Genomic DNA, 15,968 nt, shown 5'->3' with positions numbered 1-15,968 from the left:
AATCTCCTATTTTGCGTCCAAACCACCAAATCGACGGTGACGCTGTTGAAATTGTATAATTGTTTTTTCTAGATCAGCAGGTGTGAAATCAGGCCAGTACTGATCAACAAACTCTAATTCACTGTACGCAATTTGCCATAACAAAAAATTAGAAATCCGTTCTTCACCACTAGTTCGAATCAATAAATCAGGATCAGAATATTCACCCAAAAAAGCGGTCATCAAATGATCTGAAATTGTCTGATCAGAAATTTCATCAACATTTATATTACCTCTTTTTACATTTTGCGCAATTTCCTTAACGCCACGCACAATCTCGTCACGACTACCGTAATTTAAAGCAAAATTCAAAACCATCCCGGTACAATCCTTAGTATCATCAATTGCGTCATAAACTGCTTTTTGGGTTCTTTTAGGTAATCCAGAAATGTCACCAATTGTCGTAACCTTAACATTGTGTTTAATGAGGCTCGGAACAAAATCATCAAAAAATTTAGCTGGCAAACTCATCAAGTAGCCAACTTCCTTTGCGGGTCGCTTCCAGTTTTCCGTAGAGAATGCGTATAACGTTAATACTTTAACCCCAAGATTACTTGCTTTGGTAGTAATATCTTTTACTACTTCCATTCCGCGTTTATGGCCAGCAATTCTAGGTAAGTGTCTTTTTTTTGCCCAGCGCCCGTTTCCATCCATAATTATTGCAATATGATTAGGAATGTTTTTTATATCCAGTTCGTTAGTCATTTGAGTACCTCAATACTTTTACATAAATAAAGGATGAGAGAATCCTCATCCTTTTACTTTACTAATTTCCATTCTCCACGACCTGCGTCAACCAAAGTATTAAAATACTTTAAAATCTTATTAGCGTCTTCTGGGCTCTGTTCCCCGAGTTGATTCAATCCCTCACCCGTTGGGATTGGCTCTGACAGATCTGTAATCTCGTTTCCATTCTCAATCGTCGCTTTTGAGAAAGCAATAATCCAGTCATTTTCGATCAAGGGAGAAACTACAAAAAATAAGTTAAAGTCATCATTAATATAAGCGGGCATCACGTACACATTATCTTGAATTTTCTGTAATTGATTACCATCATAGTCCAGTGCACGCAGGTTCCCTTCGTTAACTGGCTGTTTCAAACGAAATGCCATGTGATCAAACTCAGGTGTGCCCGGTGTTACTTCTTTTTCGTTATCATTATCATCAGCCATTAGAAAAACTCCTCATTTTATTAACCATTAAGAATCTCGTCTTCCTTTTTCGAGATAATGTCTTCCACTTCAGAAATTGACTTATCAGTGATTTTTTGAATTTTGTCCTCCAAATTATGAGACTCGTCATCCGTAAAATCACCATCTTTGTTACCCCGTTTAGCAGCGTCCATGCCATCACGACGAACATTTCTAACTGCTACTTTACTTTCTTCACCAGTTGCTTTAACTTTTTTCGCAATTTCTTTTCGACGATCTTCTGTCAACTGTGGGATCACAATTCGAATATTGTCACCATCATTCATCGGATTAATTCCAAGGTCAGCCTCTAAAATACCATGCTCGATGTCCTTTAACGAACTCTTATCATAAGGTGTAATTAAAATTACACGCGGTTCTGGAATTGAGATTGAAGCGACTTGGTTTAATGGCGTTGATGCCCCATAATAGTTAACTCTAACCGGACTTAATAAACTAGCATTAGCACTACCAGCTCGGATGTTTCCAAGTTCCCGCTGTAAGGCTTCCTCTGCTTTTTTCATTTTTGACTTAGTTGTGTCAATAATTTCATTTGAACTAGGCATATTATTTTCCTTCCACGATTGTTCCAATTTTATCACCTTGAACAACCTTCTTGATATTGCCAGGCTTATTTAAATTGAATACCACTAACGGGATATTATTATCCATCGAAAGTGAGCTTGCAGTAGTATCCATAACATGTAAGCCTTTGTTAATGATATCCATTTGCGTTAATTTCTCATACTTTTTAGCATTGGGATCGGTTTTAGGATCAGCTGAGTAAATTCCGTCAACTCCGTTTTTTGCCATTAAAATGGCATCAGCGTCAATTTCAGCAGCACGGAGGACTGCCGTAGTATCAGTTGAAAAGTACGGATTACCAGTACCTCCGGAAAAAATCACAATTCGTCCCTTCTCTAAGTGGCGAACTGCTTTACGCCGAATGTAGGGTTCTGCAATTTGCTTCATTTCAATCGATGTTTGAAGCCTAGTCGGAACATCCACTGATTCAAGGTTATCCTGTAAGGCTAAACCGTTCATAATGGTCGAAAGCATCCCAATATAATCGGCTTGAGATCTTTCCATTCCCATTTCTTCACCAGCTTCACCACGCCACATGTTTCCACCACCGACAACGATGGCAATTTGAATCCCTAAGTTATAAACATCTCTAATTTCTTCAGCAATCGTCTTGATAACGGGGGGATTAATTCCAAATCCTTTATCACCAGCAAGAGCTTCACCGCTTAACTTTAAAACGATCCGTTTGTACTTTAAATCTGCCATCAGATTTCCTCCAACAATATAAATTAACTACGATAATTTTAGCATATATTAACGTATAACAACAGTGCCCTGAAGTTAGGTATAACAAAAAAGCCAGTGCATTTAACACTGACTTTTTGCTGAAATATTATTGATTCATTTGTTGTTTAACTTCATCAGCAAAACTTTGAGTATCTTGTTCAATACCTTCACCAACTTCATATCGAACAAAGCCTTTTAGTTTACCATTATTTGATTCAACATATTGTTGAACAGACATATCAGGATCCTTAACAAAAGGTTGATCAGCTAAACTAATTTGAGCTAAGAATTTCTTTAAACGCCCATCAACCATCTTTTCAACGATCTTTTCAGGTTTACCCTCACTTAGAGCTTCCTTTTTAAGAACTTCACGTTCATGCTGCAACCGATCTGAAGGAATTTCATCTTGAGTTAAGAATTCTGGGTTTTCAGCAGCAACATGCATGGCAACATCCTTAGCAGTATTGTCATCTCCACCTTGAAGTTCAACCAAAGCACCAATTTCTCCACCATTATGAAGATAAAAGCCAAAACTATCATCATCATTTTTATTAAAGGTCTTGAAACGACGCAATTTGATTTTTTCACCAGTAACTTGGGTGGTATTAATGATGGCATCTTCGACGGTCCCATCGTTTAATTCAAGTTTCATTGCTGCATCTAAATCTTTAGGCTGATTTAAAGCAATTGCATCAGCAACAGCATCAATCAAATCCTTAAAGTCATCATTGCTGGCAACAAAGTCCGTTTGCGAGTTAATTTCAACGATCGCAGCCTTGTTATCATGAACAACAACTCGAGTGAGGCCACTGGCAGCCACCTTTCCACTCTTCTTTTCAGCCTTTGCAACCCCATTTTCTCTAAGAATATCAATGGCTTTCTTTTCATCACCATCGGCGGCAACTAAAGCCTTCTTAGCATCCATCATACCAGCACTAGTCTTGTCACGTAACTCTTTAACTTGTTTAGCAGTTACTTTTGCCATAATTGTGATCTCCTTTGTTTTAATAAAAAACTGACTTAAATTAGGCCAAAAGGGTCTAAACAAAAGTCAGCCTATCACTTTAATTATTTAGTTTCTTCGGATTTTTCATCTTTTTGGTCAGCATTTTTATCAAAATCTTTTTCGCTAACTTCATCTTCACCCTGTTTACCCTCAATAATAGCATCAGCCATTGTTGAAGTAATCAATCTGATGGCACGAATTGCATCATCATTAGAAGGAATAACATAATCAATTCCATCAGGATCAGTATTAGTATCTACCATTGCTACAACCGGAATATTGAGCTTTTGAGCTTCATGCAAAGCAATTTGTTCCTTATGTGGATCAACGATGAACATTACATCCGGAATCTTAGGCATATCTTCGATACCGCCTAAGAATCTTTCAAGTTTGTCGGTTTGCTTCTTAAGCAAAGCAACTTCCTTCTTTGGTAAACGTTCAAAAGTGCCATCTTGAGCCATCTTTTTAAGTTTCTTCAAGTACTTAATTCGTTTTTGAATCGTGTTCCAGTTGGTAAGAGTACCACCTAACCAACGATGGTTAACGTAGTAAACACCAGCACGTTTTGCTTCTTCTTCAATTGAATCTTGAGCTTGTTTCTTAGTACCAACAAAAAGAATTACAGCATCATTTGCTGCTTCATCCTTCATAAAGTTGTAAGCACGGTCAATGCACTTAACCGTCTTTTGTAAATCGATGATATAAATACCATTACGTTCAGTAAAAATGTATTTCTTCATCTTAGGATTCCAACGACGAGTTTGGTGACCGAAATGAACACCAGCCTCAAGTAATTGTTTCATTGTAACTACAGCCATAATTAGCCTCCATATAAAAGTTTTTTCCTCCCTAGAATTATGCAAGGAACTCAAATGAGCACCGCCTTACAAAACCTTCTAGGTGTGTATTGGTAATTAACACCAAGGATTAGTATACAAAATATCAACGTAAATAACAATAATATTTTGAGATTTAATCAAATCTTGCGTATAATATTAAAAATGTGTTACGGTTTTATTTATCTGAGGAGGAGTTTAAATGATAAAAGCTGTCGTATTTGACGTCGACGACACATTGTATGATCAAAAGCGGGTTTCAGAAGAGGCCTTTTTTAAGACGTTCCCTAATCATCCAATTATTGACTCAGCTACTTCATTTAAAAATTTTCAAATTCAAAGTCCCTTAGTTTATTCCAATATAATGTCTGGGACTTACAAGCAAAATGAACTAGTTTATCAAAACATCAAAAATGGTGTTAACGATCTTGATCCGGATAAAGAAGAAATTAAACATTTTAAGAAAAACTATCTAACTTGTATTAAAGAAATTTCATCTTATCACGATCTTTTAAAGACAATCCAAATGTTGTCAAATGATTTAAAAATTGGAATTATTGCTAACGGATCCAGTCAATTCTTAAATAACGAACTAAAGATCCTTGGATTAGATGATTACATTGATCCTAATTACATCATTGCTTCAGAGTCAGTTGGCATGTTAAAACCGGATCCTAAAATTTTTACCGTTATGAATCATAGATTAGATGTCAGACCATCCGAAGTAGCTTACATTGGCGATTCATTTACTGGTGACATCATTTCAGCCAAGCGAGCTGGTTGGCATGCCTTTTGGTTCAATCACCGCAAACGATCCGTCCCAGAAACAAACTTTGTCCCAGATCAAACGGTAACTTCTCAAAATGAGCTTTGTGAACTTTTAAAGGCTCTATCAAAATAAAAAGCGCACTTCATATGAAGTGCACTTTTTATTTTGAGTTCCTATTTAACTTCAACTGAGTTATCGGACTTACCGTTTTTAATCAATTGAACGTTTGAATCGAGTGCAATTTGAACCATGTTTTTAACCGCAGGCTTCGTGTAAAATGCAATGTGTGGAGTGATTAAAACATTATCCCGTTTCATCAAGTTCTTCAATCTGTCATCTGGGATCTTATCAAAACTTCCAAAATCAACATTGAAAATACCCACTTCGTTTTCGTACACATCAAGAGCAGCTCCTGAGATCTTGCCACTGTCAAGGCCACGAATCAAAGCATCAGTATCAATCAAACTTCCACGGGCAGCATTGATAATTTTGATTCCATCTTTCATTTGCGCAATTGAATCATCATTAATCATATGATCATTTTCTTTTAATGCTGGAGCATGAAGAGTTATAATATCAGAATTTGCATACAATTCTTCAGGGGTATCAACGTAAATTCCCTCTTTTTTGAGCTCAGGGTTTGGATAAGGGTCATAAGCAATCACTTTGGCACCAAAACCTTGAAGGATTTTAACAACTTGGCGTCCGATTCTCCCAGTAGCATAGACACCAACGGTTTGCTTGTTCATTTCGTCAGCAATATCTGGAGCCCAGGTCATGTTACCATGGCGTTCCTTATCTTCAAACTTTTTAGTATGACGAAGTAACCGCATCATTTCTGTAACCGCTAATTCAGCAATAGCAGCTGGTGAATAAGCTGGAACGTTAGTGACATTAATGCCATCACGTTTAACAGCATCAGCATCAACATTATCCACCCCAACGTTTCGAAGTGAAAGTGATTTAATGCCAAAACTAGCTAATTTGTCTAAAATATCAGCAGTATAAGGCTTTTGCTGGTATGCAACCACACCATCAAATCCCTTTGCTTCGTCGACAGTGTCATTATCCAATAATTTTGATTCTGCTTTTACTTCAATGTCTGGATGAGCTTTATCCCATTGTTCTAAGTATGGTCGTTCATCGTCTCTAATTCCATATGCAATGATTTTCATAACTTAGTCCCCCTTTTCTTTTCACCATAATTATAACACCCAACCACTAATTACCCCAAAGAGTCGAGTCAATTCCATGGCTAATTAGAAAAAATTCTTTTTTTCTCCGAGTTTGATGCTTAAAAGCGTATTCTGCTTTCATGGCACTCCTTTTATCATTAAATTTTTCGTAGTACAGTAGCTTTAAGGGTCGCCTAGTTTTAGTATATTTGGCCCCTTTCCCAGCTTGATGAACCGCTAATCTACGATAAACGTCATCGGTAAACCCACCGTAAAACGTCCCGTCACAACAAAGTAAGACATACATATAGTAACTTTTACTTTCCATACAACATCTTTTTAACCTCTTTTGAATAACTACCATGGTCATAAACCGTAATCGGGTAATCGACTTTTAAACCAGCATTTTTTCCATCTTTAATTGCAGATACCAAAATCATGTTAGAATTCTTTCCCTCTTTAGGGTAAATAAATTGAATTTGCTTCATTGCTAGTCGAAAGTTAGTCATTAAGTTCATTAATTCATGTAGGCGATCAGGACGATAAACCATGTAAAGTTTCCCACCAGTTTTTAAAAGCTCACTACTAGTTTTAATAACGCTTTTCAAATTAGTTTTTACTTCGTGTCTTGCAATCGCTAAATATTCATTCGGATTTTTTTTACTAGTCGGAAGATTTGAAAAATACGGAGGGTTAACCGTAATAGTATCAACCTCATCTTTGCCAAAAATTGTGGTAGCATTAGCTAAATCATCATTATAAACGGATATCTGATCCTCTAAGCCGTTCAGTTGAACACTCCTAGTTGCCATATCACTTAGACGTGATTGAATCTCGACTTCGGCAATCTTACCATGTGTTTTTTTGCTTAAAAACAAACCAACGGCACCATTACCAGCACATAAATCAACCAAAAGACTATTCTTATTGATCTTAGGCTGAGCAAAATTAGCAAGCATTACGGCATCCAAAGAAAATGAAAACACACTTGGACTTTGAATGACTTTAATGTCCTGACTGTAGAGTTGGTCAATTCGTTCATCACCAATCAAGTTCACCTAGTTCACCACCATTTTTTAAATTTAACTTGTCACTTTTACCGTTAATAATATACTATTAAATTATACATCTTAAAAAAAGGAGCTTAAAATCTTTTGTGGTACTCGTTTTTATTTACAGTTGGCCAATTCATTTTAAGAATTATAAATGGACCAATGAATGTGATGCACAAGAATCGTATCCCAGACGGAAATTACGTGTTAATTGCTCCCCACCGGAGTTGGTTTGATATGATTCTAATTGCAACGGTAATTCGCCCTAAACAGTTGTGTTTCATGGCTAAAAAAGAACTATTCAAAAATCCAATGCTGGGATGGTTTTTGCGGCACGTCAACGTATTTTCGGTTGATCGTTCAAATCCAGGAATTTCAGCAATTAAAATTCCAGTTAGAACACTGAGAAAAACCAATCTATCACTCATGATGTTCCCGTCTGGTACGAGGCATTCCAAAAAACTCAAGGGCGGTGCAGCACTGATTGCCCAACTAGCTGGAGTGCCCCTGGTACCAGTTGTTTATCAGGGGCCATTGACCCTCAAAGAAGTTTTCAAACGCCAGAAAGTTTCAATTAACTTTGGTGATCCAATTTATATCAACAAAAAAGAAAGATTGGATGATAAGAATCAAAAATTAATTGAAAATCAAATGCAAGCCGCCTTTGACAAGCTCGATGATGAAATTAATCCCAACTACGTGTACATTGATGAATCAAAACCGCATAATAAAAAAACGTCGAAGTAATTCGACGTTTTTTTAATTTTGATGATGTTTCATTGCGTTCATCATTTGGTTAAGTTTCTTTTGTGATGGCTTTTGTCCCATCTGAAGCATCATCGCTTTAAGTTGTTCCTGGTTGATTGGTGGATTATCCTTCAAATACTTTTCCATGTACTTACGAGCACCGAAGAAGCCAATTAGTGCACCAGCTAGTAAAGCCAAAATCACTATTAAAATCCAGATCCATGTAGACAAATCATTGACCTCCCTTCAAGCCTTTTATTATTATTTTACACAATTAGCAAGGTTTTGAAAAGATTGGAATCAATCGTCTCGCAAATTTTTCTTTCGCTGAGATTCCTTGACTTTGTCTGAAGTAATTTCGTTCCCTTTTTTATCATAGACCTTAGTCATTTCAATCTGACTTTTAAAATTAGCCTTGAAACGATCTAAGTACTCTTTTCGTAACTTCTTCTGTTCTTCTTTTTCTTCTTCAGATAAACCTTCGTTTTTTGATTTTTTAGATAATTCGTTAATTCTTGGAATGAGTTTTTCTAATTCTTTATCTTCAGCCATGTTAACCTCTCCCTTCATCTGATATCATAATATCACGAAATAAAGCGTGAAAACAAGGATTTGTACACGAACAAACGTTTGCAAAATTCCGTTTTTGTGGTATTCTTATTTTAGCTAAAAACCAATTAGAAAGCACAGAGGTGCCTTATGTCGCAAGCATCACAAACAAAACAACATGATATTCTCGAATACATTTGGAAACAAGTTCGTGATCAAGGATACCCACCAACCGTTCGAGAAATCGGAGAACACGTTGGATTATCGTCAACTTCAACGGTCCATGGTCATCTCGCTCGTTTGGAAAAGAAGGGCTATATCATCAAGGATCCAACTAAGCCGCGCGCCCTTGAAGTTACTTCTGATGGAATGAACTATCTTGGTGTTTCTCAAGAATCAAAGCCGGACGAGATGCCTTTACTTGGAACCGTTGCTGCCGGAGAACCAATTCTTGCGGTTCAAGACGCAACTGATTATTTCCCGATTCCAACCGCACTCCAACGAAGTTCTGATTCACTCTTCATGCTTACCATTAGTGGTACAAGTATGATCAATATCGGAATTTTAGACGGTGATCAGGTAATTGTAAAACGCCAAAATACCGCTGAAAATGGTGATATTGTTATCGCCATGAACGACGAAAACGAAGCCACCTGCAAACGATTCTTTAAAGAAAGTGACCATTTCAGACTCCAACCCGAAAATGATGACATGGCACCAATTATTTTAAAAAACGTAGTCATCTTAGGTAAAGTTGTCGGTTTATATCGAATCGGCATTAAATAAAAACCATTCACTTCAAAGTGAATGGTTTTTTTCTTGATTTAAATACTGACGTTTACCTTCTTTAACACCAGAAAAGACAAATTTAGCAGGATCATTACTTAGATCCAATTCATAATTATCATCCAAAAGACTAGGCAAACCATTGAATATTTGTTCATACTCTTCAATTGATAATTTCTTTCGACTGTCTAACAGATTATTCATTAACTGTCTCCGATTTTGATCCCTAAAGTGATCTTGTAGCATTCCGGTATAAAACTCTCCTTGAGCCCCAGAACCATAACTAAACACACCAATTTGGTCTCCTACCCTTAAATCTGAAGAATTATCCAGAAGTGAAAGAAGACTCAAATATAGTGACCCGGTATACAAATTGCCAACTCGTTTACTGTAAACCCGACTAGCTTCAAATTCTCTTAACAATTTTTCCTGTTCCTTAACTGAAACTTCAGGAAGGACTTGGCGTAATGCTTTTAACCCCATCTTAGTGTATGGCAAGTGAAAAACGATCGCCTTTAAATCATTAAAAGTAAGATCATGTTTTTTTAAATAATCATGAACCGTTTCATTAAAAAATTTTTCATAAATATCGTTGGAGTAGTGTCCATCCACAACCGCCTCAGTCTTTCCGATTGGCCGCCAAAAATCCATAATGTCTTGAGAATAAACACTACTATCATCGCTTAAAGTCATAATACGTGGATTATTCGACACCGTCATGGCAACCGCTCCACCACCTTGTGTAACTTCGCCAGCAGTTTGAACCCCGTATCTAGCAATATCAGAACCAATCACTAAAGCTTGCTTATCAGGATGCAAATGAACATAGTCTTTAGCCATCTGTAATCCCGCAGTCGCTCCATAGCAGGCTTGTTTAATTTCAAATGCTCGTGCGTGTGAACTCAGTTTTAACAGATTTTGAACATAAATTGCCCCAGACTTAGAGTTATCAATTCCACTTTCTGACCCAAAAATAATTAAATCAATCTTATCTCGATTTTCTTGACTTACAATTTGGTCCGAAGCATTGGCTGCCAACGTAACAGAATCTTGGGTGGAGGGAATGACAGCTTGTTGAGTTTGTCCGATCCCAATTAAATACTTGTTTGGATCTTCATCACGCGCTTTGGCTAAATCCACCATATCAATAAAATAAGTTGGGGTATAAAAGCCAATTTTATCAATTCCAACTTTCACTAATACCACTCCATTTTCAATTTAATTTTCTAAACGTCACTCATGTTTAAAAATGATCAGTTATCTTACCAAAAAAGATGGTTAAAATTAATAAATCAGCTGAACCACCTAAGCTTAAATCTTGATTATCAAAGTTTTCACACATTTTTTCCAGTTGTTCTTTAACTAGAGCGGAATTAAAAGCTTCAGTGTTTAAAATTGAAGTAACCTGCCTGTGTACCTTTTCAACGATTTCAGGCGATCCAGCACGTTTAATCAAATTACTATCTTGACTATGAGCAACAATGTTAAGTAACGCTCGAAGGATCTTTTCATTTTTATTTCCATTAAAAGCGACCAAAGCTGGCAAGCCATGACCTGTCACAGTTTTGAATCCAGCCTCGGCTTCTCCACGAATTCCTGTCATCCCATATTCTAAAAATTGGTGCTCACCAGCGGTTAATTTGCTAGCAGATTTTCTTCTCACCTGCGAAAAGTCTGATTTAACGATTCCAGCAGTCATAGCTTTTTCTACATTAATTATATCTCCAAGTGTAAAGGAAGCTTTGGACTGAGAAAGATAGCCTAGTGCCGCAACAATAATTCCCATTACGAAGATTGCACCCTTATGGGTATTGACACCGTTAGTCTCCCTAAACATATTTTTTTCAGCTTTAATTCCATCAGGTCGAATCAACTTCAATAATTGACTTAAGTCATCACTTAAAAAATTTTGTCCTCGTAAAAAAGCGGTTTCAAAATAAGGACGCATTGTAATAATGCTGTCAATGAATGTAAAGACATCCATATCAGGATGAGATTTATGAGAAACTGGATCAACCAATCCTGGTTTTGGATTAGAAACAACTTCATCTAACATTGATTCCATCACAGCATTAACGGTTTTATTTTTTTGACAAATTTTAACTTTCCAATCCATTACCGCATTATTCATATCCGACATTCCTAAAATATATCTCGCTAATTTTTCGTTGCAAATCAGACACGGAATGAGTACGGTTTCTAGCGCATTCTTTAGCATTTCGATCACAAATCAGACATCTTCTGGGTCTCATTTTGACATCAGTCCGGGAGTAATGAGAATGATTATGATCCATTACGTCAATATCAAACAAACGTCCTAAACGATCATGATCTTCAAAATGAATTGATCGTTTCTTCAAAACAAGCCCATCACCATCAACCACCAAAAACCGTTCTTTTCCCGCATCAGTGTTCCACCCCATTTTATCGATAATTTTCATATTGTACAACTGTGTTTTAAAGAATCGCTTATAGCCAACATCAAATAAGTTCATGATTTGCGGGTTGTTCTTGATGGGACCCGGAATATTTAACTTGATTGACACAATCGTATCCATTGGATACTGCTCCTTTAATCGAGCCTGTAAGTGTGCCCGTCTGTCTTTGTTAGCAAGTACAGCTGGGATCCCCTGCACTTTCCCAGTTAAAAAAATATTATCTTCCAACTTATCAAACTCCTTAAAAAAACGGCTCCATCTGCCTTACAGATAGCACCGTCTTTAAAATTAATCTTTTACTTGTCGAATTGAATCAATGATCGTTCCATCCCGATACTCAACCAATCCAACCGTCTTATCAGTATACTTCAGTGGTTCTTCTTTGCCGACGATCTTTTCAGCTTTTTCAGCTAATTCTTGGATGCTGTAAACATGCAAACTCGGAACATCCTTAAATTGCTTAATCAGGTCTGGACGATTAGGATTAACGGCGATTCCAAACTCGGTTACTAAGACATCAATCGATTGCCCTGGAGTAACAGCTGTACTAATATGATCTACCACCGTTGGAATGCGACCTCGCACCAGTGGAGCACAGATGATTGTCATCTTAGACGTAGCAGCATCCTGATGTCCACCAACAGCTCCTCTAATTACGCCATCAGAGCCAGTTAACACGTTAACGTTAAAATCAGTATCAATTTCCAAGGCACTTAAGACCGCAATGTCTAACTGAGCGACCATTGATCCTTTATTATCAGGATCAGCATACCATGACGCATCAATTTCCTGTTGGTTTTTGTTGTTCTTCATTGAATCAGCAGCGGCTTTATCAAAGTCTTGAACATCCATTAACTTATCAACTAATCCCTCTTCAAGCAAATCAACCATTGGTTTAGTAATTCCACCCAAACCAAACGAGGCATGAAGATGATTATCAAGCATTGCTTGTCTTAAGTAACGAGTAACAGCAAGGGCAGCTCCACCAGAACCAGTCTGAAATGAGAAGCCATCTTTAAAGTACGGTGAATTAACAATCACTTGATTGACCGCTCTAGCGATGGTCAAATCTTTTGGATCCTTAGTGAAACGAGTAGCGCCAGAGCCAATCTTATTAGGATCACCAACTTTATCCACCTTAACGACATAATCGACTTGTGTTTGTCGAATTGAGGCAGGGGTGTTGGGATAGTCCACCACATTATCAGTTAATAAAACGACTTTATTAGCATAGGCTGCGTCCATTAACGCATACCCTAGTGAACCAAATGCGGCGGGACCTTCCATTCCATTAGCGTTACCACAACGGTCTGAATTAGGAACCCCTAAAAAGGCAACATCAATTTTGATATCACCGTTTTCAATAGCACGAGCACGGCCTCCATGGGATCTGAAAATCACTGGATTTTTAAGAATTCCATGAGAAACTTCGTCACCCAATGAGCCACGCATTCCGGATGTGGTGATGTTAGTAACGGTTCCATTCTTGATGGCTTTAATTGCCATATCATTCATGACGCCAGTCAATGAAGAAGGTGCTAAAGTTAGATCTTTAATTCCAAGGTCCATGATCGCCTTCATCACAAGATTAAAGATGTAATCACCATTACGTAAATGGTGATGAAATGAGATGGTCATCCCATCCTTCACGTTATCTTTAACAACCTGCTTTAAATCATCCTTTAATTTATCATGTCCATCTTGAACTTGGACTTTAGGAGCCGTTCTTTGAAAGACCGGGTTACCAATCTTAGTAGTTTCAAATGGTTTAAAGTGCAGTTCATTCATTAATTTATCGGGTAAATTACGACCTAATTTATTTTCCAATGTAATGACCCTCCTTATCAATCAAGCCAGAAGCTTTAGCTAGTTTCATAACTCTCTCAGCTCTAAGTGCAACTGGTCTATCAACCATCTGTCCGTTCATTGAGATAACTCCTGAGCCAGCTTTTCTTGCTTTTTCAATCGCAGCAAGTACATTTTCAGCATTCTTAATTTCATCTTCACTTGGGGCATAAACTTGGTTTACCAAAGGAATTTGGCGTGGATTAATAACTGATTTTCCGTCGTAACCCAACTCATGAATATACTCGGTTTCTGCCAAGAATCCCTTCACATTATCAACATCGGTGTAAACCGTATCAAAAGCGGCGATACCAGCTGCTCTAGCAGCATTTAAAATCATATTTCTGGCAAACTGTAGTTCCAAGCCATTTGGATAACGGTGTGTTTTTAAATCCGTTGTGTAATCTTCCGCCGATAAAGCAATCCCAATCATGCGATCAGAGGCTTTAGCAATCTCAAGTACATTCATGACACCTTCAGCGCTCTCAATTGCGGCCATTAAATGAGTGGTTCCAACTGGAATGTTGAACTCCTTTTCAGCGTCAACAACTAGACTCTCCATCTCTTCAACCATTGCCGCACTTTCAGTTTTAGGAATTCTAATAACATCGATGCCAGCCTTAACCATCATTTTGACGTCAGCTTCAAAGAAGTCAGTGTCGAGTCCATTAGTTCTAACAACTAATTCTGCATCACCATAATCAACCGTTTTTAAAGCCTCATAAACTAAGTTTCTTGCAGAATCTTTTTCCGCTAACGAAACTGAGTCTTCAAGATCAAACATGATTGAATCGGCGCCATAGATCCCAGCATCTTTGATCATCCCTGGATTGTTACCTGGAACAAACATCATCGTTCTTCTGAGTCGTTCACCATTTTCAGCCATTATAGTGCCTCCCATGCTGGTTGTTCGCTGTCGCCCATGGCCCGTTGAATTGCGGTAATCGTTCGAGCTTTAATTACGCAATCTAAAGCTCCCTGGTCAACTGCCTTAATATTGACATTATCTAATTCAAATTTGTTAACAACTTCCTTAATGGTAGCAATAATATCATCACCAAACCGTTTCTTAACATCAGATTCAAGATTAATTTGGATTCCGTTAGTACCCTTACTGACTGTGATCTGAATGTCAGAAGATTCCAGCGTTCCATCCATTGCCGTTTTATTAATTCCCATTGATCTTCATTCCCTTCTTAATTCTTTCCTGTAACGAATCCATATGTTTGGTAATAAACTCGTAAGTTGTTTTTGGGACAATCCCTTTAATTGATGTTAACTCACCATTCTTAATGGCCATCCGAACCGTTCGGGCCGAAATCACTTTTCCGGCTTCATCCTGATCTCGTTTAATAACTTTAACTTTGACTTCAGGCGGGAGAACCTTTTCTAAAATTTGATTATAGATTGAGGTCGTTTTGGAATTTGGCTCCGTTCCAAGAAACCGAACGTTAATGCCAAGATCTTTGGCAATCCAATCTTTAAAGATTAATGCATCAATGGTTGTCTGATACCGCACCTTATCTGCTTGCGCCCCCAAAAAATACGAAGGAAAAGTGGCATAACTTACTAAGTAATCGCCACCCGGAACAACCATCACATTCTTTAAGTCAGAAACGCCCTCTTGAACAAGTTTTAATCGTTCCTGTGACGTAAACAGTGATTTATCAGTACTTACAACAAATACGTAAACGTTATCACTAACTTCTGACGCTTTTTCAACCAAATATCTATGACCATCGGTAAAAGGATTAGCATTCATGACAATCCCGGCATTATTATCAGCTTTATTAACTTTAGGCAGACTTTTAAGATAATCAGTAATACTATAATCACCGGTCTCTAAAAAGGCCGCATCATCACTTTGAACGAGTTCCTTAAACCCAACGTGTTCGAAACTTTCCGCATACATTGGCTTTGTAAAGACAAAGACATGAAAGACTCCACGTTGTCCCAAACTTGTTAAAAGATTCGAAATTACCTTGTTAAAATAAACCCCATTTTCAGTGTACTTATGACAAACACCAATGTACTTCAAAATGTTTCCAGAATATGAACCAGTACCAACTAATTTATTCCCATCAAAAAGTCCAACGGTATAATCTAAGGGATCAACCTCATCACCAGAAAAATTGGCGATGCCAAGTGATTTCAAAAAATCTCTCCACTGATTAAATTGGTCAGGAACCTCTAAATTAATTTCTCTAGTCTCAATATTCATATCC

General features: G+C 37.5%; 21 protein-coding genes. 3 read left to right on the top strand and 18 right to left on the bottom strand.

All coding sequences use genetic code 11. The features are described from left to right. Window positions 1-6 precede the first annotated feature (6 nt). From uppS to rpsB, 6 genes are all read right to left on the bottom strand, one after another. A complete protein-coding gene (gene uppS / locus AC6UD8_RS02740; protein WP_500693848.1) occupies window positions 7-744 on the bottom strand; it encodes an undecaprenyl pyrophosphate synthase in 738 nt (245 codons plus the stop codon). Between the two features lie 53 nt (window positions 745-797). Further along, the gene (locus AC6UD8_RS02735) at window positions 798-1,211 is read right to left on the bottom strand and encodes a hypothetical protein (RefSeq protein ID WP_500693849.1); all 414 of its coding nucleotides are present in this window, start codon (window positions 1,209-1,211) and stop codon (window positions 798-800) included. Between the two features lie 20 nt (window positions 1,212-1,231). Then, on the bottom strand, window positions 1,232-1,795 hold the full coding sequence (frr, locus tag AC6UD8_RS02730; RefSeq protein ID WP_500693850.1) for a ribosome recycling factor: 564 nt from the start codon (window positions 1,793-1,795) through the stop codon (window positions 1,232-1,234). 1 nt (window position 1,796) lies between these two features. Beyond that, on the bottom strand, window positions 1,797-2,519 hold the full coding sequence (pyrH, locus tag AC6UD8_RS02725) for a UMP kinase (protein WP_500695573.1): 723 nt from the start codon (window positions 2,517-2,519) through the stop codon (window positions 1,797-1,799). Window positions 2,520-2,646: 127 nt separating this feature from the next. Next, on the bottom strand, window positions 2,647-3,528 hold the full coding sequence (gene tsf / locus AC6UD8_RS02720; protein ID WP_500695752.1) for a translation elongation factor Ts: 882 nt from the start codon (window positions 3,526-3,528) through the stop codon (window positions 2,647-2,649). 80 nt (window positions 3,529-3,608) lie between these two features. Then, a complete protein-coding gene (gene rpsB, locus AC6UD8_RS02715) occupies window positions 3,609-4,364 on the bottom strand; it encodes a 30S ribosomal protein S2 (protein WP_500693852.1) in 756 nt (251 codons plus the stop codon). Between the two features lie 220 nt (window positions 4,365-4,584). Between rpsB and AC6UD8_RS02710 the strand changes: the two genes are divergently transcribed. Then, on the top strand, window positions 4,585-5,283 hold the full coding sequence (locus AC6UD8_RS02710) for an HAD family hydrolase (RefSeq protein ID WP_500693853.1): 699 nt from the start codon (window positions 4,585-4,587) through the stop codon (window positions 5,281-5,283). Between the two features lie 41 nt (window positions 5,284-5,324). Here AC6UD8_RS02710 and AC6UD8_RS02705 read toward each other — a convergent pair whose 3' ends face one another. The 3 genes from AC6UD8_RS02705 to AC6UD8_RS02695 are packed head-to-tail and all read right to left on the bottom strand — an operon-like array spanning window position 5,325 to window position 7,384. Continuing rightward, window positions 5,325-6,326 (bottom strand): D-2-hydroxyacid dehydrogenase, encoded by a 1,002-nt coding sequence (locus tag AC6UD8_RS02705; RefSeq protein ID WP_500693854.1) that lies wholly within the window; start codon window positions 6,324-6,326, stop codon window positions 5,325-5,327. Window positions 6,327-6,372: 46 nt separating this feature from the next. Beyond that, complete coding sequence (locus tag AC6UD8_RS02700) at window positions 6,373-6,654, bottom strand: GIY-YIG nuclease family protein (RefSeq protein ID WP_500693855.1); 282 nt, start codon at window positions 6,652-6,654, stop codon at window positions 6,373-6,375. Continuing rightward, complete coding sequence (locus tag AC6UD8_RS02695) at window positions 6,644-7,384, bottom strand: tRNA1(Val) (adenine(37)-N6)-methyltransferase (protein WP_500693856.1); 741 nt, start codon at window positions 7,382-7,384, stop codon at window positions 6,644-6,646. The genes AC6UD8_RS02700 and AC6UD8_RS02695 overlap by 11 nt, the downstream gene beginning before the upstream one ends. Before the next feature lie 96 nt (window positions 7,385-7,480). Between AC6UD8_RS02695 and AC6UD8_RS02690 the strand changes: the two genes are divergently transcribed. Beyond that, window positions 7,481-8,125, top strand: a complete 645-nt coding sequence (locus AC6UD8_RS02690) for a lysophospholipid acyltransferase family protein (protein WP_500693857.1) — start codon at window positions 7,481-7,483, stop codon at window positions 8,123-8,125. A gap of 12 nt (window positions 8,126-8,137) precedes the next feature. On the opposite strand, the gene AC6UD8_RS02685 is transcribed toward AC6UD8_RS02690, so the two are convergent. Then, window positions 8,138-8,356, bottom strand: a complete 219-nt coding sequence (locus AC6UD8_RS02685) for a YneF family protein (RefSeq protein WP_500693858.1) — start codon at window positions 8,354-8,356, stop codon at window positions 8,138-8,140. A gap of 69 nt (window positions 8,357-8,425) precedes the next feature. Continuing rightward, window positions 8,426-8,677 (bottom strand): DUF896 domain-containing protein, encoded by a 252-nt coding sequence (locus AC6UD8_RS02680; RefSeq protein WP_500693859.1) that lies wholly within the window; start codon window positions 8,675-8,677, stop codon window positions 8,426-8,428. 147 nt (window positions 8,678-8,824) lie between these two features. On the opposite strand from AC6UD8_RS02680, the gene lexA reads away from it, so the two are divergent. After that, window positions 8,825-9,460, top strand: a complete 636-nt coding sequence (gene lexA, locus AC6UD8_RS02675; protein WP_500695572.1) for a transcriptional repressor LexA — start codon at window positions 8,825-8,827, stop codon at window positions 9,458-9,460. A 12-nt stretch (window positions 9,461-9,472) separates the two neighbouring features. Here lexA and AC6UD8_RS02670 read toward each other — a convergent pair whose 3' ends face one another. The 7 genes from AC6UD8_RS02670 to citC are packed head-to-tail and all read right to left on the bottom strand — an operon-like array spanning window position 9,473 to window position 15,964. Then, a complete protein-coding gene (locus AC6UD8_RS02670) occupies window positions 9,473-10,657 on the bottom strand; it encodes a hydroxymethylglutaryl-CoA synthase (protein WP_500699432.1) in 1,185 nt (394 codons plus the stop codon). 46 nt (window positions 10,658-10,703) lie between these two features. Continuing rightward, a complete protein-coding gene (gene citG, locus AC6UD8_RS02665; protein ID WP_500699431.1) occupies window positions 10,704-11,591 on the bottom strand; it encodes a triphosphoribosyl-dephospho-CoA synthase CitG in 888 nt (295 codons plus the stop codon). Further along, window positions 11,584-12,126: a citrate lyase holo-[acyl-carrier protein] synthase gene (gene citX, locus AC6UD8_RS02660; protein ID WP_500699430.1), complete on the bottom strand. Its 543-nt coding sequence runs from the start codon at window positions 12,124-12,126 to the stop codon at window positions 11,584-11,586. Before citX ends, citG begins: the two co-directional genes overlap by 8 nt. A 60-nt stretch (window positions 12,127-12,186) precedes the next feature. Next, on the bottom strand, window positions 12,187-13,686 hold the full coding sequence (citF, locus tag AC6UD8_RS02655; protein WP_500699554.1) for a citrate lyase subunit alpha: 1,500 nt from the start codon (window positions 13,684-13,686) through the stop codon (window positions 12,187-12,189). 28 nt (window positions 13,687-13,714) lie between these two features. After that, complete coding sequence (gene citE / locus AC6UD8_RS02650; RefSeq protein ID WP_500699429.1) at window positions 13,715-14,629, bottom strand: citrate (pro-3S)-lyase subunit beta; 915 nt, start codon at window positions 14,627-14,629, stop codon at window positions 13,715-13,717. Then, entirely contained in the window at window positions 14,629-14,922 is a 294-nt protein-coding gene (citD, locus tag AC6UD8_RS02645; protein WP_500693865.1) for a citrate lyase acyl carrier protein, read from the bottom strand. The genes citE and citD overlap by 1 nt, the downstream gene beginning before the upstream one ends. Beyond that, window positions 14,912-15,964 carry a [citrate (pro-3S)-lyase] ligase gene (gene citC, locus AC6UD8_RS02640; protein ID WP_500693866.1) on the bottom strand — a complete coding sequence of 351 codons (1,053 nt, stop codon included), beginning with the start codon at window positions 15,962-15,964 and terminating at the stop codon, window positions 14,912-14,914. Before citC ends, citD begins: the two co-directional genes overlap by 11 nt. Window positions 15,965-15,968: the final 4 nt, after the last annotated feature.

This window comes from Fructilactobacillus sp. X1R3C1 (assembly GCF_059901545.1).
Note: the sequence above shows the minus strand (reverse complement) of the source record. Positions and strands in the feature narration are given on the sequence as shown.